The sequence below is a fragment of the Paraburkholderia sp. EB58 genome, assembly GCF_050436665.1.
Classification (GTDB): domain Bacteria; phylum Pseudomonadota; class Gammaproteobacteria; order Burkholderiales; family Burkholderiaceae; genus Paraburkholderia.
This window is the reverse complement of sequence record NZ_JBNDMQ010000050.1, coordinates 30,047-51,894: the sequence shown is the minus strand read 5'-3', so window position 1 is coordinate 51,894 and position 21,848 is coordinate 30,047. Positions and strand designations below refer to the sequence as shown.

24 protein-coding genes are annotated in these 21,848 nt (G+C 62.6%); 20 read left to right on the top strand and 4 right to left on the bottom strand.

Annotated features, from left to right (window positions below):
* The first annotated feature begins 12 nt into the window (after positions 1 to 12).
* From P3T40_RS40465 to P3T40_RS40455, 3 genes are all read left to right on the top strand, one after another.
* A complete protein-coding gene (locus tag P3T40_RS40465) occupies positions 13 to 246 on the top strand; it encodes a hypothetical protein (RefSeq protein ID WP_429273295.1) in 234 nt (77 codons plus the stop codon).
* Between the two features lie 45 nt (positions 247 to 291).
* A complete protein-coding gene (locus tag P3T40_RS40460; protein ID WP_429273294.1) occupies positions 292 to 1,110 on the top strand; it encodes a peptidoglycan DD-metalloendopeptidase family protein in 819 nt (272 codons plus the stop codon).
* Between the two features lie 361 nt (positions 1,111 to 1,471).
* On the top strand, positions 1,472 to 1,789 hold the full coding sequence (locus tag P3T40_RS40455; RefSeq protein WP_429273293.1) for a septal ring lytic transglycosylase RlpA family protein: 318 nt from the start codon (positions 1,472 to 1,474) through the stop codon (positions 1,787 to 1,789).
* 49 nt (positions 1,790 to 1,838) lie between these two features.
* Here the strand turns inward: P3T40_RS40455 and P3T40_RS40450 are convergent, their stop codons facing one another.
* Positions 1,839 to 2,381: a hypothetical protein gene (locus tag P3T40_RS40450; protein ID WP_429273292.1), complete on the bottom strand. Its 543-nt coding sequence runs from the start codon at positions 2,379 to 2,381 to the stop codon at positions 1,839 to 1,841.
* 88 nt (positions 2,382 to 2,469) lie between these two features.
* Positions 2,470 to 3,258, bottom strand: a complete 789-nt coding sequence (locus P3T40_RS40445; RefSeq protein ID WP_429273301.1) for an IclR family transcriptional regulator — start codon at positions 3,256 to 3,258, stop codon at positions 2,470 to 2,472.
* A 303-nt stretch (positions 3,259 to 3,561) separates the two neighbouring features.
* Here P3T40_RS40445 and P3T40_RS40440 point away from each other — a divergent pair, with 303 nt between their 5' ends.
* The 9 genes from P3T40_RS40440 (at position 3,562) to P3T40_RS40400 (ending at position 12,647) form a co-directional block, all read left to right on the top strand.
* Positions 3,562 to 4,611, top strand: a complete 1,050-nt coding sequence (locus P3T40_RS40440; RefSeq protein WP_429273291.1) for a sugar ABC transporter substrate-binding protein — start codon at positions 3,562 to 3,564, stop codon at positions 4,609 to 4,611.
* A gap of 8 nt (positions 4,612 to 4,619) precedes the next feature.
* A complete protein-coding gene (locus P3T40_RS40435) occupies positions 4,620 to 6,164 on the top strand; it encodes a sugar ABC transporter ATP-binding protein (protein WP_429273290.1) in 1,545 nt (514 codons plus the stop codon).
* Positions 6,154 to 7,197: an ABC transporter permease gene (locus P3T40_RS40430; RefSeq protein WP_429273289.1), complete on the top strand. Its 1,044-nt coding sequence runs from the start codon at positions 6,154 to 6,156 to the stop codon at positions 7,195 to 7,197. Before P3T40_RS40435 ends, P3T40_RS40430 begins: the two co-directional genes overlap by 11 nt.
* A gap of 36 nt (positions 7,198 to 7,233) precedes the next feature.
* Positions 7,234 to 7,557 (top strand): UxaA family hydrolase, encoded by a 324-nt coding sequence (locus tag P3T40_RS40425; protein ID WP_429273288.1) that lies wholly within the window; start codon positions 7,234 to 7,236, stop codon positions 7,555 to 7,557.
* A 28-nt stretch (positions 7,558 to 7,585) separates the two neighbouring features.
* Positions 7,586 to 8,908 (top strand): UxaA family hydrolase, encoded by a 1,323-nt coding sequence (locus tag P3T40_RS40420; RefSeq protein ID WP_429273287.1) that lies wholly within the window; start codon positions 7,586 to 7,588, stop codon positions 8,906 to 8,908.
* 46 nt (positions 8,909 to 8,954) lie between these two features.
* Positions 8,955 to 9,995 carry an aldo/keto reductase gene (locus P3T40_RS40415; protein WP_429273286.1) on the top strand — a complete coding sequence of 347 codons (1,041 nt, stop codon included), beginning with the start codon at positions 8,955 to 8,957 and terminating at the stop codon, positions 9,993 to 9,995.
* Between the two features lie 6 nt (positions 9,996 to 10,001).
* Complete coding sequence (locus P3T40_RS40410; RefSeq protein WP_429273285.1) at positions 10,002 to 10,832, top strand: amidohydrolase family protein; 831 nt, start codon at positions 10,002 to 10,004, stop codon at positions 10,830 to 10,832.
* 143 nt (positions 10,833 to 10,975) lie between these two features.
* Entirely contained in the window at positions 10,976 to 11,719 is a 744-nt protein-coding gene (locus P3T40_RS40405) for an SDR family oxidoreductase (RefSeq protein WP_429273284.1), read from the top strand.
* Between the two features lie 79 nt (positions 11,720 to 11,798).
* A complete protein-coding gene (locus P3T40_RS40400; protein WP_429273283.1) occupies positions 11,799 to 12,647 on the top strand; it encodes an ureidoglycolate lyase in 849 nt (282 codons plus the stop codon).
* Between the two features lie 167 nt (positions 12,648 to 12,814).
* Here the strand turns inward: P3T40_RS40400 and P3T40_RS40395 are convergent, their stop codons facing one another.
* Positions 12,815 to 13,249, bottom strand: a complete 435-nt coding sequence (locus tag P3T40_RS40395; RefSeq protein ID WP_429273282.1) for a PaaI family thioesterase — start codon at positions 13,247 to 13,249, stop codon at positions 12,815 to 12,817.
* A 246-nt stretch (positions 13,250 to 13,495) separates the two neighbouring features.
* On the opposite strand from P3T40_RS40395, the gene P3T40_RS40390 reads away from it, so the two are divergent.
* Positions 13,496 to 15,118 (top strand): methyl-accepting chemotaxis protein, encoded by a 1,623-nt coding sequence (locus P3T40_RS40390; RefSeq protein ID WP_429273281.1) that lies wholly within the window; start codon positions 13,496 to 13,498, stop codon positions 15,116 to 15,118.
* A gap of 84 nt (positions 15,119 to 15,202) precedes the next feature.
* Here P3T40_RS40390 and P3T40_RS40385 read toward each other — a convergent pair whose 3' ends face one another.
* Positions 15,203 to 16,300: an AGE family epimerase/isomerase gene (locus P3T40_RS40385; protein WP_429273280.1), complete on the bottom strand. Its 1,098-nt coding sequence runs from the start codon at positions 16,298 to 16,300 to the stop codon at positions 15,203 to 15,205.
* Between the two features lie 157 nt (positions 16,301 to 16,457).
* Between P3T40_RS40385 and P3T40_RS40380 the strand changes: the two genes are divergently transcribed.
* The 7 genes from P3T40_RS40380 to P3T40_RS40350 all read left to right on the top strand — a co-directional run bounded on the left by P3T40_RS40380 (position 16,458) and on the right by P3T40_RS40350 (position 21,794).
* Positions 16,458 to 17,144, top strand: coding sequence for an MgtC/SapB family protein (locus P3T40_RS40380; RefSeq protein WP_429273279.1), 687 nt, complete (start codon positions 16,458 to 16,460; stop codon positions 17,142 to 17,144).
* Between the two features lie 120 nt (positions 17,145 to 17,264).
* Entirely contained in the window at positions 17,265 to 18,845 is a 1,581-nt protein-coding gene (locus tag P3T40_RS40375) for a hypothetical protein (RefSeq protein WP_429273278.1), read from the top strand.
* Between the two features lie 406 nt (positions 18,846 to 19,251).
* Entirely contained in the window at positions 19,252 to 19,410 is a 159-nt protein-coding gene (locus P3T40_RS40370) for a hypothetical protein (protein ID WP_429273277.1), read from the top strand.
* A 538-nt stretch (positions 19,411 to 19,948) separates the two neighbouring features.
* Positions 19,949 to 20,248, top strand: a complete 300-nt coding sequence (locus P3T40_RS40365) for a hypothetical protein (protein WP_429273276.1) — start codon at positions 19,949 to 19,951, stop codon at positions 20,246 to 20,248.
* 158 nt (positions 20,249 to 20,406) lie between these two features.
* The gene (locus P3T40_RS40360) at positions 20,407 to 20,751 is read left to right on the top strand and encodes a toxin (RefSeq protein WP_429273275.1); all 345 of its coding nucleotides are present in this window, start codon (positions 20,407 to 20,409) and stop codon (positions 20,749 to 20,751) included.
* The gene (locus P3T40_RS40355) at positions 20,748 to 21,059 is read left to right on the top strand and encodes a helix-turn-helix domain-containing protein (RefSeq protein WP_429273274.1); all 312 of its coding nucleotides are present in this window, start codon (positions 20,748 to 20,750) and stop codon (positions 21,057 to 21,059) included. Before P3T40_RS40360 ends, P3T40_RS40355 begins: the two co-directional genes overlap by 4 nt.
* Before the next feature lie 120 nt (positions 21,060 to 21,179).
* Positions 21,180 to 21,794: a flavin reductase family protein gene (locus tag P3T40_RS40350; protein WP_429273273.1), complete on the top strand. Its 615-nt coding sequence runs from the start codon at positions 21,180 to 21,182 to the stop codon at positions 21,792 to 21,794.
* Positions 21,795 to 21,848: the final 54 nt, after the last annotated feature.

The following is a 21,848-nucleotide window of genomic DNA, read 5'->3' as shown; positions in this document are numbered from 1 at the left end:
GAAATACAAACAATGAACAAACAGATCACCATCGCCGCCCTCGCAGGACTGTTTTCGCTCAGCGCATTCGCGCAGGCATCGGCACCCGTCGCTGCGCCCGCACAAGAGCAGACCGCCGCCCCGGCCGACGCAGCGTCCACGGCGAAGCACCACCACAAGCATCACAAACACCACAAGCACCACGCGTCGGCAGCGACCGAGGCATCTGCCGCAGTGCCGGCCTCCGCTCCGGTCATGAAGCCCTAAGTCTCGCTTCGGTCCGTGTCCGCGCTTCGCCAACCGGGAAAGACCATGTATCCGTGCGCTCCCTCTCGCTGGCGGCTTCTGCTGCTCTGCGCCACGCTGACAACACTCACGGGTTGCGTAAGCGCGCATCGCCCGGCGGCCTCGAACGAGGCCACCGCGGCGCAAGCGTCTTCCGCTTCGACGGCAGCAGATGCATTGGTGCCTGTCGAAGCGGGCTTTTACCGCGTCAACGCCGGCGACACATTGGTGAGTATCGCGAAGTCCTTCGGACGCGCGCCAACGGCGGTTGCGCGCTGGAACAAGATGTCGGCGACCGACGCGATTTCGGCCGGACAGATACTGCGAGTTGCGCCACCGGAGAGTGTCGCGCCTAAGTCGGTGGCGGTCCCAACGGCTAAACCCGCGGCAAGCGCGAAACTCGGCGCCGCTCCCGCTCCCGCTCCCGCTCCCGCTCCCGCTTCTGCTTCTGCTTCTGCTTCTGCGTCGGCGGAGGCAAGCCGCTTCAAATGGCCCGTTCCCGGTCCAGTCACAGCGAAGTTCGTCACAGGGCGCTCCAACGGCGTAGAGCTGGGCGGCCGCGTGGGCGAACCGGTCAAGGCTGCCGCAGGCGGCCGGGTGGTCTACGCAGGAGCACGCGTCAAGCCTTATGGTCGTTTGATTGTCATCAAGCACGATGGCCATTTCGTGACGGCCTACGGCAACATCCGAAAGCTGCTGGTCGAGGAAGGCACTGTCGTTACACAAGGGCAGACCATCGCCGAGATGGGCGCCGACGCCAGCGGCAATGGCTCCCTCAAGTTTGAAGTCCGCAAGGATGGCAAGCCGGTCGATCCGTCGATCTATTCGCCTAAACGTCCCGGCTAACCACTCGCGACTGGCGTCGGCGCAAGAGCGCCGAGCGCTTGCGTCATCACCTGATCATCGCGCGCCACCGCGGCGCTGCCGAGCTCATCTCATCAGGCACATTTTTTTGAAAGCATATTGTTTCTATAGAAACCTTGGAATTCTGTTGTCCTTAGCGTTGTTGGCGGGATGTATGCAGCCGCCCGGCATAACCGGGCAGGCCAGTTACGACGTGCCACACAAGGAAGAATCAAGGACTGTCGCGGCGACGAGGCCGTTTGGCACCGAGGACTCGCCGCTCTTATCGAGACCGTCGGAACAGGAGCAGGAACAGCTACGGCCGCAGACCGGGACCGCATCATCCCAGGACGAGAGTGCGGACGTGTCCTCCTTCTGGCAATCCGGGCTAGCGTCCTACTATGGCAACAAGTTTCAGGGCCACCGCACCGCAAGCGGTGAGCGCTATAACTCGCACGCGCTGACCGCAGCGCACCGAACGTTGCCGCTAGGTTCCTATGTGCGCGTGACGGCCGTGTCGAGCGCGCGCTCGGTGATCGTGCGGATCAACGACCGTGGACCTTATACGCACGGCCGGGTGATCGACCTGTCCTATGCCGCAGCGGCAGCGCTCGATCTGCCACGCACCGGCACCCTGCTTGTCAAAATCGAGACCGTGACGAAGCAGGAAGCCGGCGCGTAGTACTGGTAGGCGGGGCTATTTACTACGGTTGCGGTGAAATGGCACGCGCTCAGGCAGCCAGCTTGGCCGCCGCTTCATCCACCTGGCCGCGCGTCACGGACAACTCTTCGAGCCACGTATCTGCGTAGATGGCGCCCGTCTCACGTTCGAGTCGCGCGATGGTTGCCGCGCAACGCGGGGCGTCCTTCGGCGTCGCGATGAAGTCCTTTACCGATTGACCTGCCTTGAACGCGTCGAACAGCGGCACGCGGATATCGTCGGGCAACGCGCGGGTCCACTGGTACGGCTTGCCGTTGTAGGTGAACGACGGCGGCAGTACGCGCTCCTTCTTCGCGGCCGGGATCAGGCCATAAGTGCGTGCGGCGTCGCCGATCTGTTCCGGCGAAAACAGCTCGTCCGGGCTGATGTCGAACTGCTGGATATAGGCTTCCATAGCCTGCATGGCCGCTGCGCGATCGTCGCGCTTTTGCTGTGCGCGGGCCACGATGTCGCGCAGTTCGTCAGCTTCCTCGGTGGTGATCGTGAAGCTTGCCTGCTTCTGCTGGAGTTCGGAAAAACGCTGGAATTCGGAATCGGTCAGAAGTTTCGCCATGAGGTATCGATAGCGCGCGCAGGACGATACCCACGCCGCGACATTTTTAAGAGGGTCGCCATTCTAAACCATGCGAGCGCGGAGACTGCTAGCCGGTCCCCTCGCGAAACATCGACAACGCCTCGACCGTCTCGCGCAGCAGCACGGTCACTGCGTCGAGGGTCGGCGCGACGTATTCGTCGATGCGCCGCAGATACGGACACGTCAGCGCGGCGATCGCCTGCCCGGATGGACCGAGAAGTGGGAAGGTCAAATCCGTGACGCCGAAAATCTGTTGGCTGTCTTTCTGCGAAAACCCTGCCGTGCGGATCTGCTCGCAGGTTTGTTCGAGCGCGTCGCGGTCGATCGTGACCTCGCCCTTCACCTTGGTATGTTCGGCAAGCATGTGAGCGCGTTGCTCGGGGGTTTGAAAGGCCAGCATGACGCGGCCTGAACCGGTGTCGATCAGCCCGACCCGCGAGCCGAGCCGCACTGACATCCCCCACGTGCCCGGACCGTCGACCTGCGCAATCACCAGCAGATTGCCGCGGTCGTACACCACCAGGTGACACGACTGCTCCGCGCGGTCCGAGAACCGCTGCATCAACGGCAGGGCTTCGTAGATCAGCCGGTTCATCGGCGGATGGCGATGTGCCAGCGCATACAGCTTCAGACTCAGCGAGTAACGGTCACCCCCCGCCGAGCGCACCACGTATTGCCGCGCGACCAGACGCTCGAGCATCCGGTACATCTCGCTCGCATTGCGCCCCAGCAGCTTGGTGATCTCAGCGCGCGTCAGTCCGTCTTTCTGCTCGGCGAGCAGTTCGAGGATATCGAGGCCTTTGTCCAGCGCGGGTGCGCGGTAACGGTCGGCGTCGTCTTTTTCTTCCGCTTCCATCATGAGTGGTTCCCCGTTGTCGACCGGAGTTAGCGCTTTAGTGGTTACTCCGGTCCCATGCAAAGCTGCAGATCTCATTGTCATCCGGCGCCTGAGTGTAGAGCGTAGTTGACCACACGTGGCCAGGGAAAGTCCGGACGGATGGTGCAGCGAACAATCCTTGACTTAAGAAAGTCCGTATATGAATAATACGTTCATTGGTGAATGAACGCACCACCAATATTCATAAGAAAGCGCAGGACGATGTTCCGGCTCCACGGGGCGCCGGTTCAGGTAGTTCAACAACGCATCAGGAGACAAGCTATGACCTTCGCAAAGGGGCCGCGTGCGGCCCGCCGTTTCATTCAGGGCGCTTTATCCGTCGGGGTCGCCGCCGCATGCGTGGCCGGCCTTGTGACCAGCGGCGTTGCCCGCGCTGCCGATACCGGCAAGATCGGCCTCGATCTGCCGTTGCTGACCTCGCCGTTCTGGCAGTCGTACAACAACTATCTGCCGGTGTACGCGAAGCAGATGGGGCTCGACATCCTCGCGCCCGTCAATTCGAACAACGATCCTGCCCAGCAGATCACCGACATGAACAACATCCTCAACCTGGGCGCGAGGGGCATCGTCGTGGGTCCGCTGGACTCAGCCGCGATCAGCCGTGCGCTCGACGCGGCGTCCGGGAAAAACGTCCCGGTCGTAGCGGTGGATGTCGCGCCGACTCAGGGCAAGGTGGCCATGGTGGTGCGTGCCGACAACCATGCGTATGGCGAGATGGCCTGCAAGTACATCGGCGAGCATGTGAAGTCCGGCAAGGTCGTGCAGATCATGGGTGATCTGGCGTCGGTGAATGGACGCGACCGTTCGGAAGCGTTCCGCGCGTGCCTGAAGCAGTACCCGTCGCTTTCGCTGCTAGAGATTCCGGCCGGCTGGAAGGGTGAGGTCGCCGCGACCGCGCTGGACAGCTTGCTGACTGCCAATCCGGACGTGAAGGCGATCTACATGCAGGCAGGCGGGGTGTACCTGTCGCCGACGCTGCAGACACTGCGCCGCAAGCAGATGCTGGTTCCGGTGGGCGACCCGAAACACGTTGTGATCGTCAGCAACGACGGCATTCCGCAGGAATTCGACGCAATCCGTAAGGGCGAAATCGACGCCACAGTGTCGCAGCCTGCCGATCTGTACGCGAAGTACGGCCTGTTCTATATCAAGGCCGCGCTCGCCGGACAGACCTTCAAACCGGGTCCGACCGATCACGGCAGCAATATTGTCCAGCTTTCGCCGGGCGTTCTCGAAGACCAGTTGCCTGCGCCGCTCGTGACCAAGGCGAACGTCGACGATAAGAGCCTGTGGGGCAACACGGTCAAATGAGCGAGCCCATGCACACGCCTGGCGTTGCGGCGGCGGTTGTTTCGCCCGGAATTCCTCCGGTCGTTGAAGCGCAGGACGTCACCAAGCGCTTCGGTTCCACGGCCGCACTGAAAGACGTGAGCATCCGTGTGATGCCCGGCGAGTCGCATGCACTTGTCGGGCGTAACGGGGCCGGCAAATCGACACTGGTATCGATTCTCACCGGCCTGCGCATGCCGGACACCGGCGAGGTGCGCTTCGGCGGCGCACTTGCGCCCTCAATCGCAGACCGTGACGCGTGGCGCGAACGCGTGGCCTGCGTCTATCAGCATTCGACCATCATTCGTGATCTCACGGTCGCGGAGAATCTGTTCATCAACCGGCAGCCGGAAAGGCGCGGCGTGATCGACTGGCGCGCCATGCGCCGCGATGCGCGCGAATTGCTCGATCACTGGAAGATCGATGTGCGCGAGGATGCGCGCGCCGGTGATCTGAGCGTCGAGGCGCGTCAGCTTGTGGAAATCGCGCGGGCGCTGTCGTATGGCGCGCGTTTCATCATTCTCGACGAGCCCACTGCCCAACTCGACGGTGACGAAATCAAACGGCTGTTTCGCCGCATCACTGAGTTGCAGCGTGAAGGCGTGACGTTTCTGTTTATCTCGCACCATTTGCAGGAGGTATACGAGATCTGTCAGGCCGTGACGGTGCTTCGCGATGCGCGGCATATCGTCAGCGCGCCGGTTTCTGCGTTGCCGCGCGAGCAGTTGATCGAGGCCATGACCGGAGAGCGCGGCGGCCTCGCCGTCGCCGACGCTGCCGCACGCGCGCCGCTGCCGGCCGATACGAAAGTGGCGCTGGAAGTCGCCGGTCTCGGCGGCGCCGATTATGAAGACGTGTCGTTCACGGTGAAACGCGGCGAAGTCATCGGCTTGACCGGCGCCACCAGCAGTGGCCGCACCAGCGTGGCGGAAGCCATCGCCGGTCTGCGTTCGCCCAAGCGCGGCGACATTCGCGTGGCCGGCAAATCGCTTCCGCGCGGCGATGTGCCCGCGGCGCTGGCAGCCGGCATTGGCTGCGTGCCGAAGGACCGGCATCACGAGGGCCTGGTGCTGACGCAATCGGTCGCGGAAAACGCGTCCATGACGATCACGCGTTTGCTCGGCAAGTTCGGCCTTACGCCACCGGCAAAGAAGAACGCATTCGGCCAGAAGATGATCGACGCGCTCGGCATCGTGGCGCCAGGGCCGGAGCACGTGGTGTCGGGACTGTCCGGCGGCAACCAGCAAAAAGTGGTGATGGCGCGCGCGTTGGCGACGGATCCGAACGTGCTCGTCCTGATTGACCCGACCGCCGGCGTCGACGTCAAATCGAAAGAGGCGCTGTTGTCCGTAGTGGACCGCGTGCGCGAAGAAGGCAAGGCGGTGCTGGTGGTCTCTGGTGAACTGGATGACCTGCGCACCTGTGACCGTGTGCTGGTCATGTTCCGTGGCCGCGTCGCGGCCGAATTTCCCGCGGGTTGGCAGGACCACGACCTGATCGCATCCGTTGAAGGAGTCAGTCTCCATGAAGAATAGTGTGCCAAGCCCTGCATTCGCCGCGGCCCAAGGACAGGCTGGCGCGCAAGCCGCGCGCGGCCGTCGGGTGCGGATCGAATTCGCCCGGCTGCGCGATCTTGCGCTGGTGCCCGCGCTCGCCCTGTTGATTGTGATCGGCGCGTTTGTGAGCCCGAGCTTTCTGACCAAGGCTAACCTGATCAGCGTGCTCGGTGCGTCCGCGGCGCTCGCGCTGGTGGTGCTCGCCGAATCTCTAATTGTGCTGACCGGCAAGTTCGATCTGTCGCTCGAGTCCACCGTAGGCATTGCGCCTGCGGTCGGCGCGATGCTGGTGATGCCGGCGGCTTCGGCAGGCTTTGGCTGGCAATGGCCGGCTGCAGCGGGCTTGCTCGCGATCCTCGTAGTCGGCGCGGTGATTGGTTTCATCAACGGCTTCCTGGTGGTTCGGCTCCGGCTGAACGCCTTCATCGTCACGCTCGCCATGCTGATTGTGCTGCGCGGCATGCTGGTGGGCGCAACCAAGGGCGGCACGCTGTTCGATATGCCGCCGTCGTTCTTCACGCTTGCCACCACCATTGTGCTGGGGCTACCGTTGTCGGTGTGGCTCGCAGCGGTGGCGTTCGCGGTGGCTGCTTTTATGCTGCGCTACCATCGTCTTGGGCGCGCGCTGTATGCGATCGGCGGGAATCCCGAGGCGGCGCGCGCCGCTGGGATTCGCGTCGAGCGAATCACGTGGGGCGTATTTGTGCTCGGCAGCGTGCTGGCGTCGATTGGCGGCCTGATCGTCACCGGCTACGTTGGCGCGATCAACGCCAATCAGGGCAACGGCATGATCTTCACGGTGTTCGCGGCGGCGGTGATCGGCGGCATTTCGCTCGACGGCGGCAAGGGCACGATGCTTGGCGCGCTTTCCGGGGTATTGCTGCTCGGCGTGGTGCAGAATCTGTTGACGCTGGCACAGGTGCCGTCGTTCTGGATTCAGGCCATCTACGGCGCGATCATCCTCGGTTCGCTGATGGTGGCACGCCTCGCGAGCGGCGAAGGTCAGAATTGATATGGGGTACCGCGCGATCTATTACGGAGACCTATCTTGAGTAGTCCATTGCATACCGATGCCCGCCTGATCCTGCTAAGCCCGCAGGACAACTGCCTGATTGCGGCGGCGCGGCTCGAAGCCGGCACCGAGGTTGAGATTGAAGGTGAGAGCGTGACGCTCAGCAAGGCGATCGACCTCGGACACAAGGTCGCACGCGGCCCGCTGGCGAAAGACGACAAGGTGCTGCGCTATGGCGCGGTGATCGGCCATGTGACGGAACCTGTCGCGCGTGGCGAGCATTTGCACACCCACAACCTCGAAAGCGATTACCTGCCCACGTATACCCACGATGCAGGCCACGAATTCGTGCATCATTGACGCGGTGTGATACCGCGCTGGAACGATCATGACTGACACTTCCGAAGCAACGATCCCGTCGGCTGCCGGCCCGCAGCCGATGCTGCAAGGCTATCTGCGCAGCGACGGCCGCAAAGGCATACGCAATGTGGTTGCGGTCGCGTACCTCGTCGAATGCGCGCATCACGTCGCGCGCGAGATCGTGACGCAGTTTCGCGAGCCGCTTGACGCGTTCGACGATCCCAATACGGAACGCGAGCCGCCCGTGCATCTAATCGGCTTCCCTGGCTGCTATCCGAACAGCTACGCGGAGAAGATGCTCGAACAGCTCACCACGCATCCGAATGTCGGCGCGGTGCTTTTCGTGTCGCTCGGCTGCGAGAGCATGAACAAGCACTACCTGGTCGACGTGGTGCGTGCAAGCGGGCGGCCCGTCGAAGTGCTGACGATCCAGGAAAAAGGCGGCACGCGCAGCACGATTCAGTACGGCATGGACTGGGTACGCGACGCGCGCAAGCAACTGGCAGCGCAGCAGCGCGTGCCAATGGGCCTCGACGAACTGGTGATCGGCACGATCTGCGGTGGCTCGGATGGCACCAGCGGCATCACCGCGAATCCGGCCGTGGGCCGAGCGTTCGATCATCTGATCGATGCCGGCGCAACCTGCATCTTCGAAGAGACGGGCGAGCTGGTCGGCTGCGAGTTCCATATGAAAACGCGTGCGGCGCGGCCGGAACTGGGCGACGAAATCGTCGCGTGCGTAGCCAAGGCGGCACGCTATTACTCGATTCTCGGTCACGGCAGCTTCGCGGTGGGCAATGCGGACGGCGGCCTGACCACGCAGGAAGAAAAGTCGCTTGGCGCGTATGCAAAGAGCGGGGCGTCGCCGATTGTCGGCATCATCAAACCGGGCGATGTGCCGCCGACCGGCGGACTGTATCTGCTCGACGTCGTGCCCGATGGCGAGCCGCGCTTCGGCTTCCCGAACATCAGCGATAACGCGGAAATCGGCGAGCTGATCGCGTGCGGTGCGCACGTGATCCTGTTCACGACCGGACGCGGTTCCGTGGTGGGCTCGGCGATTTCGCCGGTCATCAAGGTGTGTGCAAATCCTGCCACCTATCGCAATCTTGCTGGCGATATGGATGTCGACGCCGGCCGGATTCTCGAAGGCCGCGGCACGCTGGAAGAGGTGGGCCGCGAAGTGTTCGACCAGACGTTGGCGGTGGCGCAAGGCGCTGCGTCGAAGTCGGAGACGCTTGGGCATCAGGAGTTTATTCTTACGTATAAGACCTTCGAGCCGGTGGGACCGTCGTGCCTGCCTTCGAACGCGGCGCCGAAGCATCGGGTGGTCGAAGTCGCTTCGCATTGATTGAAGCTCATAAACAATCGCAACCACGTTGCATGGAGACTTCGGCATGACACAGGCGATTCATTCAAAAGTCGCGCAGCGCCGCACGATCGGCCGGCGCGGGTTGCAGGTCACGGGACTCGGCTTGGGCACCGCACCGCTCGGCGGCCTGTACAGCGATCTGTCCGACGAACAGGCGTTGGCCACGGTGGCCGCCGCCATGGAGGCAGGCGTCCGCTTTTTCGACACGGCGCCGCACTACGGCCATACGAAAGCCGAGCATCGTTTGGGCGATGCACTGCGCCGCTATTCGCGTGACCAGTATGTGCTGTCCACCAAAACCGGCCGGCACTTCGTGCCGCGCACCACGCCGTACGACGGCAGCGAAGGGTGGCAAGACCCGCTGCCGTTTCAGGCCATCTTCGACTACACGCACGACGGCATTCTGCGTTCCTTCGAGGACAGCCAGCAGCGGCTCGGCATCGTCGAGATCGACATTCTGCTGATCCACGACATCGGCCGTGTCACACACGGCGAGAAGAATCCGCACTATTGGAAGCAACTGACCGAAGGCGGCGGTTTTCGCGCGCTCGACGAATTGCGCTCGGCGGGCGTGGTCAAGGCCGTGGGCCTAGGGGTTAACGAAGGGGCGGCGATTCTCGAGGTGATGGCCGATTTCGACATTGACTGTGCGCTGCTGGCAGGCCGCTACACACTGCTGGAGCAGGCCACGCTGGACGACCTGTTGCCGGCATGCGAAGCGAAGGGCGTAAGTCTCCTGTTGGGTGGCGCGTTTAACTCGGGAATCCTGGCGCGTGGCGTGCAAGGGGACTTGAAGTTCAACTATGTTGCCGCGCCCAAAGAGGTGATCGAACGTGTGGCCCGGCTGGAAGCGGTATGCCGCGAGTACGACGTGCCGCTGGCGGCCGCCGCGTTGCAGTTCCCGTATGCCCATCCGGCTGTCGCAACGGTGCTGACCGGCGCGCGTAGTGTCGAAGAATTGCGCGAGAACGTCGCATCGTTCGAACGCCCGATTCCCGCAGAGTTATGGACGGCATTGCGCGACAAAGGTCTGCTGGATCCGCGAGCACCCGTGCCGAAGGACTGACGGAACATGCACATCGATGCCCATCAGCATTACTGGGACCCGGCTCGCGGCGATTACGGCTGGCTGACGCCGGACCTGGACGCGCTGTACCGGACCTTCGGGCCGGCCGATCTCGCACCACTGCGCGAGCGCGCCGATGTGCAGCGTACGGTGTTGGTGCAGGCGGCGCCCACGGTCCAGGAAACCCGCTATCTGCTGGATCTGGCGCAGGACGATGCGTCGGTTGCGGGCGTGGTCGGTTGGGTGCCGATGCTCTCGCGCGACGCTCCCGAGTTGATCGCCGAGCTCGCACGCCATCCGAAATTCAAGGGCATTCGCCCGATGCTGCAAGACTTACCCGACGACGACTGGATCGCCAATCCTGACCTTGCGCCCGCCGTCGAAGCGCTGATCGCGCACGACCTCGCGTTCGATGCGCTGATTTTTGCGCGCCACGTGGATGCTCTCGAAACCTTCGTCACGCGTTTTCCGACGCTGCGCATCGTGATCGATCACGGCGCGAAGCCGCCGATCCGCGACGGCCGCAGCGGCTGGCAAAGCTGGGCTGACGGCATCACGCGTCTTGCGAGCCTGCCGCATGTGCAGTGCAAGCTATCCGGGCTGGCGACGGAAGCCGCACCCGGCTGGACCGAAGCGACGCTGCAGCCGTATGTCGATCATCTGCTGCAGTCGTTCGGCCCGGCACGCCTGATGTGGGGCAGCGACTGGCCGGTACTCAACCTGAACGGCGACTACCTGCTGTGGCATTCGGTGGCGAATACCTTGCTCGCCGGGTTATCCGACTCGGAGCGTGTGGCGGTGTTCGGCGCAAACGCCACTGCGTTCTACCGTCTGTGAAGCGCATGCAATCTTTCAACTCGAAGCACACCGCCCACACCCTGACGAGAGGCGCTGAAACGCCGTTAAAAGCGCGCTGTTGTGCGCATGTTGCGATATCCGGTATGACTCAACTGCCATTTCCATTTCAACTGGAGCCGTAGATGACACAAAGACTGGCCGGGAAGACGGCCGTGATTACCGCCGCCGGACAAGGTATCGGTCTCGCGACCGCGGAGCTGTTCGCAAGCGAAGGCGCGCGTGTGATTGCGACCGACATCCGTATCGATTCGCTCGCCGGAAAACCGGTCGAAGCGCGCAAGCTCGACGTGCGCGATGCAGCCGCGATCAACGCGCTCGCTGCCGAACTCGGCGCGATCGATGTGCTGTTCAACTGCGCGGGCTACGTGCACGCCGGTTCGATTCTCGAAGCGACGGAAGAAGATTGGGACTTCGCGTTCGATCTGAACGCGAAAGCGATGTACCGGACGATTCGCGCGTTTCTGCCTGCGATGCTGGAGAAGGGCGGTGGGTCGATCATCAATATGTCGTCGGCGGCGTCGAGCGTAAAGGGCGTGCCGAACCGCTTTGTTTATGGCGCATCGAAGGCTGCGGTGATCGGTCTGACGAAGGCCGTAGCTGCAGACTTCGTCGCACGTGGTGTACGCTGTAACGCGATCTGCCCGGGCACGGTGGCCTCACCGTCGCTCGAACAGCGGATTGCGGCGCAGGCTCAGGCGCAAGGTGCGACCATCGACGCGGTGCAAGCGGCCTTTGTCGCGCGCCAGCCAATGGGCCGCGTCGGCAAGCCCGAAGAGATCGCGGCGCTGGCGCTGTATCTGGCCTCCGACGAGTCGGGGTTTACCACCGGCCAGGCGCATGTGATCGACGGCGGCTGGTCGAACTGATCAGCAGGGCGTGGTGCGTGTAAAAGGACTCGCCTGTTTTTTTTCACTGGACACTCTGGATAGATAGGGAAGTGCAACGATGAAACTGCTTCGTTATGGACCGAAAGGTCAGGAAAAGCCCGGCCTGCTCGACGCGCAAGGCAAGATTCGCGATCTGTCAGGCGTAGTGGGCGATATCGACGGCGCCACGCTGACCGATGCCAGTCTCGCCAAACTGCGCGCGCTCGATCCGGCGTCGCTGCCGGTGGTCGAAGGCAATCCGCGCCTCGGGCCGGCCGTCGGCAAGATCGGCAAGTTCATCTGCATTGGCTTGAACTACGCTGACCACGCGGCGGAATCGAACCTGCCCGTGCCGACCGAGCCGGTGGTGTTCAACAAATGGAATAGCGCGATCAGCGGCCCGAACGACGACGTTGAAATCCCGCGCGGTTCGAAGAAGACTGACTGGGAAGTCGAACTCGGCGTGGTGATCGGCAAGCCGGCCAAGTACATCGACGAAGCCAACGCACTCGATTACGTCGCCGGTTACTGCGTGATCAACGACGTCTCTGAACGCGAATGGCAGATCGAACGCGGCGGCACGTGGGACAAGGGCAAGGGTTTCGACACCTTCGGCCCGATCGGCCCGTGGGTGGTCACGCGCGACGAAGTGGCCGATCCGCAGAACCTGAACCTGTGGCTCGAAGTGGACGGCCATCGCTATCAGAACGGCTCGACCAAGACGATGGTGTTCGGTGTTGCCAAGTTGGTGTCGTATCTGTCGACCTGCATGAGCCTGCAACCGGGCGACGTGATTTCGACGGGCACGCCGCCGGGTGTTGGCATGGGCGTGAAGCCGAATCCGGTTTACCTGAAGCCGGGTCAGACGATCCGTCTCGGCATCGAAGGGCTGGGCGAGCAGAAGCAGAAGACTTACGCGGCGGAGTAATGTTGTGGGGCTTGCGGCGCTAACGGCTCCGTGAGCACTACGGTTGAACGAAGGTCGTTCCTGTTTTGTCGGGAACGACATTTTTTGTTGTGCGGCGCCGATCCACGGCGTTGCTCAGCATAGGTGTGGGCCGCTGGTGGTCAGCGTGGTTCGCCGCCCCCTCATCCTTAACCCGCCGGCACGCTCTCGCCGCCATCGCCGATCCGGTTGATGGTCCCTTGCGCGACAGCGACAAGCCGCTCGCGGTCGCCGTCCATCACGAAGATATTGCACTGACAGGTCGCCTGGTGCCGTCCGGCATAGACGACCTGCGCCCGCGCGACCAGCGTGCCGTTCATGGCGGGCCGCAAATAGTTGATCTTGTATTCGCCTGTGACGACCCGTGGTCCGAGCGCCAGTGCCCCGGCGAAGGTGAGCGCATTGTCGGCAAGGTAACTGATTACTCCCCCATGGACGAAGCCATGCTGTTGCCGCAACTCATCGCGAATCGGCAGGCACAGCGTCAGCTCGGTGGCGCTCGCTTGCATCAGTTCGGCGCCAAGCAGCATGCTGAACGGCTGGGCGTGGAGTGCGCCGCGCGCCCGGTCCAGTAGATCGGTCATTGTTGAGTCCTTCGGGGCGATGCCCGTGGTGGCGTCCCTACCCACTCTAGGAAGCGTCAACGCGCTGCGTCAAGGTGAATCACAAAAATGATGCCTGCATTGTTGTGTAAAACGGAGTAAATAGAGCGATTGCACGACGAAAGCACGCGTAAGGCAGGTTTTCCGGTGTTTTTCTCAAGAAAACGTTTGCTTTGCCGTAAACACGCCCGTAGCTCCCGTCGTTCATTGCAATTCAGGTAATTCAAGATGTTTAGCAAGATCAAGGTCGCATCCGGCCTGTTGTGTGTTCTGGCCGCTTTCTGCGTGCTGCAAGTGGTGACTGAGGGGTTGGGGTTCTGGTCCCTGACGCGGACTCATGATGACGTCGGCGATCTGTCGAACGTGGCGCTCAAGCAGGTCGACGCGGTGAATCAAACCACCCAGTCGCTGATGGACGCGCGCATCAACCTGTCGCGCGCCGGCACGCGGATGGTGAAGGGCGGCGCCGAGCCTGCCGACATCGTCCAGCACGCCCGCGATCAATTGGCCGCGGCGGACCAGTCCTTCGCTGCCTTCTCCAGTGCTCCCAAGACGAGCGACGAAAACAGCGCGCGTGCGGCCGCGCTTGCCGAGCGCTATCAGAAACTGCATGCGGCGCTGGGCGAACTGGCGCAAGACCTGGACGCGGGCAATATCCAGGCCTTCCTTGACCAGCCGACCCAATCCTTCCAGGACGCTTACCTCGCCGAATTGCATAACTTCGTGCAGTTTGGCGATGCCGCGAGCCGTGCTTCGCTCGATTCGATCGATAGCCGCCTCGCGTTGTTCCGCACCGTTGGCATCGCGATCCTGTTGTTGCTGCTGGGCGGCACGGTAGCGGTCTACGTGGGGCTCAAGCGTGGCGTGGTCGCCCCGCTGGAAGAAGCGGGCCGTCATTTTGACCGCATCGCGCAAGGCCGGCTTGACCAGCCTATCGCGTCGCGTGGCACGAACGAAATCGGTCGTCTGTTTTCCGGGCTGGCAAGGATGCAGGCAAGCGTGGCGCGCACGGTGAAGACGGTACGCGAATCGGCCGATTCGATTCACCTCGGCGCCAACGAAATCGCCACGGGCAACGCAGATTTGTCGGCGCGTACGGAGAATCAGGCGGCTTCGCTGGAAGAAACCGCTTCGAGCATGGAAGAGTTGACCGCAACCGTGCGTCAAAACGCCGATCACGCCCGTGAGGCGAACGCGCTGGCGCAGACTGCTTTGGACGCCACCTCGCGGGGCAGCGAAGTCGTCAACCAGGTGGTCGAGAAGATGCACGGGATCGCGCAAAGCTCGGACAAGATCGCTGAAATCATCTCGGTGATCGACGGCATCGCCTTCCAGACCAACATCCTCGCCCTGAACGCGGCCGTCGAAGCCGCGCGCGCGGGCGAGCAGGGGCGCGGCTTCGCGGTGGTGGCAGGCGAGGTGCGCGGGTTGGCGCAGCGTAGCGCGCAGTCGGCCAAGGAGATCAAGACGCTCATCAGCGAATCGGTCGCGGAGATCAAGGGCGGCTCGACGCTCGTCGAGCATGCAGGCGACGCCATGCGCAACGTGTCGGCGTCGATCTCGCGCGTGACGCAGATGATGACGGAGATCAGCGCGTCGTCGCTCGAACAGAGCACAGGCATCGAGCAGGTCAATCAGGCAGTCGTGCAGATGGACGAGATGACGCAGCAGAACGCCGCACTCGTCGAAGAGGCTGCGGCGGCTGCGGCTTCTTTGCATCAGCAGACCCAGCAGCTGAAGGAGGCTGTCTCGGTGTTCGAGATTTCCGACGCGGTATTGAGGACGCAGCAGTTCGGTGCGGTCCATCCGCATGAGCAGGAGTTCTCGCTGGGCGCGGGGTCGGCTGCTTAGTTCACTTCATAGCGGCTGGGCGGCGCAAGAGGCGGTGCGCAGCCTCGTTTTGCCCCGCACACCGGCGGCGCGCGACGCCACCACTCAGGCTGGCAATGCAGCGTAAGCCGTGGCGAGATGGTACGGCGTCGTCGAGGGCATGTCGGCGCGCGACACCTCGCCGGCAGCCGTCTTGCACTCGTACCAGCCTCGAGTGTGTAGAAAGCGTTGCTGGAAGCGCTCGATCTGCCCGGGCAACACGGCACGCGCGGCGTCGTCGTCACGCGTGGCGAGCGCGCGCAGATATTCGCTTTGCGCCCAGATGCGTTGAGTCGCGTGTTTGACGCGGCCGGTTTCGTCAAGCGACGCACAGACCCCGCCCGTGACCGGATCGACGCCGTACTGCTGCGCGAACCCGAAGGCCCGCGAGAGCGCCTCGTCGAGACCCGATCCGTCCAGCAGCGCACCCGCCTGCTTGACCAGCCAGAACCATTCGAACTGATGACCGGGCTCCAGACGATTGTCGTCCGCGCCCAGCGGCAGTTCCGCGATGCAGCCGGTCGGCGCATGTACGAAGGTGCGCTCGATGGCATCGGCCAGCTTGCGCAGCGCGGCATCGAACGCGCTGTCTTGGGTCGCAGCGCGCGCGGCGAGCCAGGCTTCCGTGAGGTGCATCATCGGGTTCTGTACCGGCATGCCGGTCACGGTCGAAAAATCCGCATCGAGTGCGGCATTGAATAGGCCGTGTTGCGCTGCAAAGCGGTTTTCGATCAGCGCGGAAGTGCCGCGAACGATGTCCAGTGCATCGGGATTTCCCGAGCGCGCGCCATATTCGGCACACGCGAAGACCAGGAACGCGTGCGTATAGAGGTCCTTCGTCGTATCCAGCGGCGCGCCTTTTGCGTCGACGCTAAAGAACCATCCGCCGCGTTGCTTGTCCTGAAAGTAGTGCACAAGGGCATCGAACAGTACCTGGGCGTGAGCAGTAGCGCCCGCCTGGGAGAAGACGAACAACTGGCGGGCACACGCCATTGCGCGGTAGCGTTCAGCAGGCAGCGGATGGTGGTCTTCGGCGCTGACTGCCTCGTAGGGGAGCTTCAGGGCCGTATTGAAGCCCGGCCCGCGCCAGATTGGCAGAACGACGCGTGCGAAATGATCGCGTAGCGTGGCGGCAAGGGTGATCGCGGAGGCGGGTGTGTTCATGCTGTGCGGTGAATCGGCTTCAGTAAGATCGTAAAAAAGTAAGCGCCAGAGCCGGCAACGGCGGCGCGCGCGACCAAGCATAAAGCAAACCGCTGGCGATGGCACGCCGCCCCGTGGCCAACTGCGCTACTAAAAATTCGGATAAGGAGGAACAGACGTGCTCGGAAATCTCGAACTCATCGCGCGACTAGTATTGGCGGCTGCGCTCGGCAGCGTTATCGGCGTCGAGCGTGAGCGTTTGTCGTGGGCCGCGGGGTTGCGCACGCACATGCTGGTATGCGTCGGCTCGGCGCTCATCATGATCGTGTCGGCGTTCGGCTTTGCCGACGTGCTGGGCACCCAGAATGTCGTGCTCGACCCATCACGGATGGCCGCGCAGGTGGTCTCCGGCATCGGCTTTCTGGGCGCGGGCTCGATCCTGATGCGCGGCGAGATCGTGCGAGGGCTCACGACCGCGGCGAGCCTGTGGTCGGTGGCGGCGATCGGGCTGGCGGTGGGCGGCGGCATGTACACGGCGTCGATTGCGGCGACCATCATCATCCTGATCATCCTGGCGGGGATCAAGCCGCTCGAGCGGCGTTTCATCACGATCAAGCAGCGGCGGCAGATGACGTTGCTGGTCGAACGCGGCGCGCTGACGTTTCACTCGCTGCATGACGCGCTCGGCGCGGCAAGCCCGCGGGTCAAGCAGTTCGTCATGCAGCAGAGCGACGATGCACCCGATTGCGACGTGGTGATGATCACGCTGCACCGCGTCTCGACGACCGAATATGCGGCAATTCGCGACCGCCTGCGTCAATTACCCTGCGTGAAGGAATTCCGCGAAGACGATTCGACGTCTTAAATCGGCGAATGCCTTCAGCGGGCGCGCGTGGCCATGAGACAATGCGGTCTCGAAAAAAACCAATGGCATCTTGTAGCGGTGTACGGCGCCCGGTGGCCGGCGACGACCGCTTCTTTCTCTATGGCAGATACCGCAGCATCCACGCAGTCCCGTACGACCCGCGCCAGCTCGACGAAGCGGCGCGCGAACACCGTCTCCACCGAGACCGAAAACAAACTGGCGCGCGCAGCCCGCTCGGCACAGCGCCTCGCCCAACTGAGCGATGCGTCGCGCGACGACAGCACGCTTGATATGTTCCCCGACGATCCGACGCGCGCAACGCTGGAGGCGATGAATATCGACATCCGGCAAGGTACGCTGCATGGCTTTGAATTGCCGGATGTTGTGCTGGCCGCGGTGGGCGGAACCACTAGCCTGGAAGCGGCGGTAAGCGCCTCGTCCGATACAAGGGCTGCGCGTCGCGCTCCGCGTGAGAAGGTTGAGCCGGCTTATGCCGCGGTGCCGCTGGACGGCTTTGAACGTTTCGAGCCGACACAGAAGGTCAGTGTGCCTAAGGACGAGCCTTCCAATGCTGTGGGTTTGAGCGGTGCGGCGCTGGAAGCGACGAATGGCCCGGCGACGAAGCGCGATGTGCAGACCACATCGTTGCCGGTTAGCCTTGGGCTCGTTTCGCCGTCGATGGCGGCGGCGAGTCTCGTACGCAGCGTGACCGCGCGGCGTCAGGTGGCCGATCCTTTGACTGAGCCGACCACCGCTGGCAAACCGGGCGGCGTGCCGCCGCAGCGAGTTGCCGAGACTTTGGACAAGGCCGCGATGGCTTCGCGTGAGGGTGTTGCGGTGAGCGGCGAGGCATTGGATGGAGCGGCGGCTGCTTCTGCGACTGCGGCTGTCAAGCCGGCGTTGGACGATGGGGTGCGAGGGGACAAGGCGAAGGCGGGTGAGGCCAAGGCGTCTGCGGGCGTGTCCGCGGCGACGTTAGGTGTGGCCGGCGTGACTGGCGTTGCGGGAGCCTCTACGGTCTCGGGGATCACAGGTTCGGCGGCAACGGCCGGTGCGGCAACTACGGCTCGCGTGAACGCGCCATCTGTGGCACCCGCCTCGACCGTATCAACCCCATCAGGCGCCTCGACCGCATCAGGCTCATCGACTCCCTCCTCAATGGCAGCGAAAGCCGAGGCGGCACGGGCCCCAACGGCCGCTGCCCGCCCGAACGCGCCGTTTGCCACGCCGCTGCAAGACACGGCGCCCACGGTCCCCGAACTCGACCGTGCCCGGGCGACGGCATTTGCCGATACCGTCGACGCACTGTACGGCGTGATCTCCGATCAGCGCCGGGCAGCGACCGATCATTCGCGCCGGATGAAATGGATGCTGTCGATCGTAGTCGGCGCGCTGCTCGCGACCGTTGCGATCGGCATTACGCAGACCGTCCTGCTGATGCGTCTGACACGCGAAACCACTGCGCAGCAGCACCGCATCGAACAGTTGATGCAGAACCAGCAGGCGGCGATGACGAGCCTGCTCGACGCCCACCTGGCCGTGGCGAATGCGGCTGCCAATGCGCCTTCCGCCGCGCCGTCAGGCGCCTCCGCACCGGTTGTGGCACCTCGTGCCCCCGCCATAGCCACCGCTGCTTCGCCCGCCAGCAAGCACAAAGCGCACGCGCACGCCCACAAGCCCAAAGCGGCGCCCACTCACTGATCGACCGGGCCGGCCGCGAGTTCGCGCGCCGGTCTTCGGCTCAGCCGGTTCTCCCCACGTTTCGCGAAAATCGACATACCGCGTCGGTTCGGTCCGGCGCGGCGCGTTGGTGCGCGCCTGACTGATCCAGCTGTTGCCGCGCGCCACGGTATCCAGGAAGGTCACTGGGCACTGAATGCAGCAGGCTGTGGTGATACGAAGAGGGTGATAGGGCCGAAACGCTCAGTGCCGGAGACCGCCCTCGGATAACCTTGTCTGTTGTAATGACGCAACGCAACATTCCGCTGTAGCCATGCGACAAGGGACCACACCTAAAAAATGCTGCGTCGCACTAGCTTTTGCCTAGGGAAAACCCTATAATGCTTCTTAAGGGAAAACCCTAGCACCAAATTAACCGGGAGTCGCCATGAGCGTTATCTTTGCATTGTTCCAAAAGGTCAGCGACCTCTTCGCGTCGCCGCATCTTCCGATGGATTCGGACTACTCGTACGAAGCGCGTCACCGCGAAGCAGAGCGTCAGCGTCTCGCGCAATCTACGCTGTTCGGTATCAAGCTGAGCGACTAACTCGTTTGGCGTTGGCGCGGTTCGCCGCGCTGGCTGCACGCCGTAGGGCGCGCGATGCTGTATTTAAGCCACGGTCTTGCCGTGGCTTTTGTTCGTTTACAGCTTGGCGCGGCCTTGGTGCGCTGTGCGCGGCGTGGCTCTTCGGTCGCCGCACTACACATTGCGTCAGGTGCGTCCATTTTCCGATCACGCTTCCGGCAGCCACTTCTTCGGTCTTGGGGGTGCTGTCGGCAACCGTCCAACGAAAGTGGAATGCCGAGACCGATTTCTGAATATTTCCTGGCCGAAATGAATGTAACAGCGGCTGACAGCTATGGTTCGTCGGGTCGGCCCGGCGGCCTTCGCTAAGCCGCCATTAAGCTTGCGCTTCCTCTACGGGCAGGGGTGTGCATCGTTCCCCGATTTCTGAAACTTCCTCTTACAAGCGCTCACGTCTTTAAGCATTCAGGGCCGCTAAAGTCATTCTCAAGCGCCGGTGCTGGACAGTGATTTCCGTCATTCGGTCCGGCGACATCAATCTTGAAAGGGAGGTCCCAACATGAAAACGTTGAATAAGACATCGCGTTCGATTCTCGCAACCTTGCTGGCTGGCGGCGCGTTGCTGACCGCAAGCAGCGCATTTGCCCAGGCAGACCGTATGGTCATTTCTGCGCCGGGTCCGGTTGTAACCTACGGTCAGCCGCAGATGATGCCGGTAGGGGTGCAGATTGACATCGGCTGGCATGGTGACCGGTATTGGGACGGCCACCGTTATTGGGCGCATGACGACTGGATGCATCGTCACCCGCACGATCCGGATCCGCGTCACCACGACGACCACCGTCAAAACCACTATTGATGTAGTCGTAGCGACGCAACGCGTCGTGAGATCTGACGAGGCCGGTCTTCCCGAAAAGGGGGACCGGCCTCGTTGCTTTAGCCTGCGTCAAACCGCGCTGCAGCTATCGCCCGTAGGAGCAAATTGCTAAACTATACGTAAATAGCGTATATTTAGAGATGAGAGCAATCTTTGTCGAGCTGGCCCCATTCCGGAAATATCGAAGCGACTACCTGACGGATGACGAATATCGGCTTCTGCAAGAAGAGATGCTTGCCAAGCCGGATGCCGGCGATCTGATCCAGGGAACCGGCGGTTTGCGTAAGCTTCGTTTTGCCGACAAACGGCGAAACAAGGGCAAGCGCGGTGGCCTCCGAGTGATCTACTACTATTGGGGCGGTGGTCTCCAGTTCTGGATGTTCACGCTCTACGATAAAGACGAGATGAGCGATCTGACGAGCGACGAGCGCAAAATTTTGGCGCGCATGCTCGACGCCGAAATTGCGCAAAGGAGTGCACGATGAAAAGGAACCTGTTTGCCGAACTGAAAGAAGGTATGGCTGAACTTGCCGCCGAGCGCGAAGGCAAGCTGACGTTGCGGAAAGTGGAGGTCGAAGTTCCGGAGGTACTTGATATATCGCCCGACGAAATCAGGACTGTACGGGAAGCCTTGCATGCATCTCAGGCGGTGATGGCTCGACGTCTGCGCGTCAATCAGCGTACCTATCAGAATTGGGAGCAGGGAAAGGCAAAGCCAAATGCTCAGGCGGCGGTTCTCATCAAGCTGGTCGAGAAGCATCCAGAGACACTCAGCTTGCTCGCCGCGCTGTGATAAGCGCCAGCGCTTAAGTTGCCTTCGGGCGCTATTAATTTCCATCTGACGGCCTTGCTTGGCGATGATGCCATTATTGTCAGTAATATCAGCGGCTTTATGCCGGATCAGTCTTCCGACATGAACGACACATACTTCTACGACCCGGCCAAAGGCCACGCTCTCAAGCACGATCCGTTCAAGGCCATTGTTGCGCCGCGCCTGATTGGCTGGATCTCGACGCGCAGCACCGACGGTCACCTCAATCTGGCGCCATATAGTTTCTTCGGCGCTTTCGCGACGTTCCCAGCCATCATTGGTTTCTGCAGCGAAGGCCGCAAAGACAGCATCAGCAACATCGAAGCAACGGGCGAATTCGTCTGGAATCTCGCGACGAAGCCGCTCGCCGAGCAGATGAACCGCAGCTCCGCACCGGTTGCGCCCGATGTCGACGAGTTCGAACTTGCCGGACTCACTCCCGCGCCTGGCCGCAGCGTCTCGGTGCCACACGTGGGCGAATCGCCCGCGGCGCTCGAATGCAAGCTGCTGCAGATCGTGCGGCTGAACAACCTCGATGGCGACCCAATGGATAACTACCTCGCACTCGGCCAGGTGGTCGGCGTGCACATCCAGAGCGCGTATATCAAGGATGGTCTGTTCGACACGCATGCGGCCCAGCCCATCATGCGTGCGGGCTATCGCGCTGACTATGCGCAGATTGGCGAGATGTTCCAGATGTTCCGGCCAACCGCCTGAAAAACTGCCAAAACCACTTAACCTCCGCTCCGCCAGGCTGGAACACTTGATGCT

Bases quoted from the DNA above. Each gene is read 5' to 3' on its own strand.
- P3T40_RS40365 (WP_429273276.1), top strand. From the start codon at position 19,949: ATGAAAACGTTGAATAAGACATCGCGTTCGATTCTCGCAACCTTGCTG.
- P3T40_RS40405 (WP_429273284.1), top strand. From the start codon at position 10,976: ATGACACAAAGACTGGCCGGGAAGACGGCCGTGATTACCGCCGCCGGA.
- P3T40_RS40385 (WP_429273280.1), bottom strand. From the start codon at position 16,300: ATGAACACACCCGCCTCCGCGATCACCCTTGCCGCCACGCTACGCGAT.
- P3T40_RS40395 (WP_429273282.1), bottom strand. From the start codon at position 13,249: ATGACCGATCTACTGGACCGGGCGCGCGGCGCACTCCACGCCCAGCCG.
- P3T40_RS40435 (WP_429273290.1), top strand. From the start codon at position 4,620: ATGCACACGCCTGGCGTTGCGGCGGCGGTTGTTTCGCCCGGAATTCCT.
- P3T40_RS40390 (WP_429273281.1), top strand. From the start codon at position 13,496: ATGTTTAGCAAGATCAAGGTCGCATCCGGCCTGTTGTGTGTTCTGGCC.
- P3T40_RS40360 (WP_429273275.1), top strand. From the start codon at position 20,407: ATGAGAGCAATCTTTGTCGAGCTGGCCCCATTCCGGAAATATCGAAGC.
- P3T40_RS40355 (WP_429273274.1), top strand. From the start codon at position 20,748: ATGAAAAGGAACCTGTTTGCCGAACTGAAAGAAGGTATGGCTGAACTT.
- P3T40_RS40410 (WP_429273285.1), top strand. From the start codon at position 10,002: ATGCACATCGATGCCCATCAGCATTACTGGGACCCGGCTCGCGGCGAT.
- P3T40_RS40450 (WP_429273292.1), bottom strand. From the start codon at position 2,381: ATGGCGAAACTTCTGACCGATTCCGAATTCCAGCGTTTTTCCGAACTC.
- P3T40_RS40445 (WP_429273301.1), bottom strand. From the start codon at position 3,258: ATGGAAGCGGAAGAAAAAGACGACGCCGACCGTTACCGCGCACCCGCG.
- P3T40_RS40370 (WP_429273277.1), top strand. From the start codon at position 19,252: ATGAGCGTTATCTTTGCATTGTTCCAAAAGGTCAGCGACCTCTTCGCG.
- P3T40_RS40350 (WP_429273273.1), top strand. From the start codon at position 21,180: ATGAACGACACATACTTCTACGACCCGGCCAAAGGCCACGCTCTCAAG.
- P3T40_RS40420 (WP_429273287.1), top strand. From the start codon at position 7,586: ATGACTGACACTTCCGAAGCAACGATCCCGTCGGCTGCCGGCCCGCAG.
- P3T40_RS40465 (WP_429273295.1), top strand. From the start codon at position 13: ATGAACAAACAGATCACCATCGCCGCCCTCGCAGGACTGTTTTCGCTC.
- P3T40_RS40460 (WP_429273294.1), top strand. From the start codon at position 292: ATGTATCCGTGCGCTCCCTCTCGCTGGCGGCTTCTGCTGCTCTGCGCC.
- P3T40_RS40415 (WP_429273286.1), top strand. From the start codon at position 8,955: ATGACACAGGCGATTCATTCAAAAGTCGCGCAGCGCCGCACGATCGGC.
- P3T40_RS40430 (WP_429273289.1), top strand. From the start codon at position 6,154: ATGAAGAATAGTGTGCCAAGCCCTGCATTCGCCGCGGCCCAAGGACAG.
- P3T40_RS40400 (WP_429273283.1), top strand. From the start codon at position 11,799: ATGAAACTGCTTCGTTATGGACCGAAAGGTCAGGAAAAGCCCGGCCTG.
- P3T40_RS40375 (WP_429273278.1), top strand. From the start codon at position 17,265: ATGGCAGATACCGCAGCATCCACGCAGTCCCGTACGACCCGCGCCAGC.
- P3T40_RS40440 (WP_429273291.1), top strand. From the start codon at position 3,562: ATGACCTTCGCAAAGGGGCCGCGTGCGGCCCGCCGTTTCATTCAGGGC.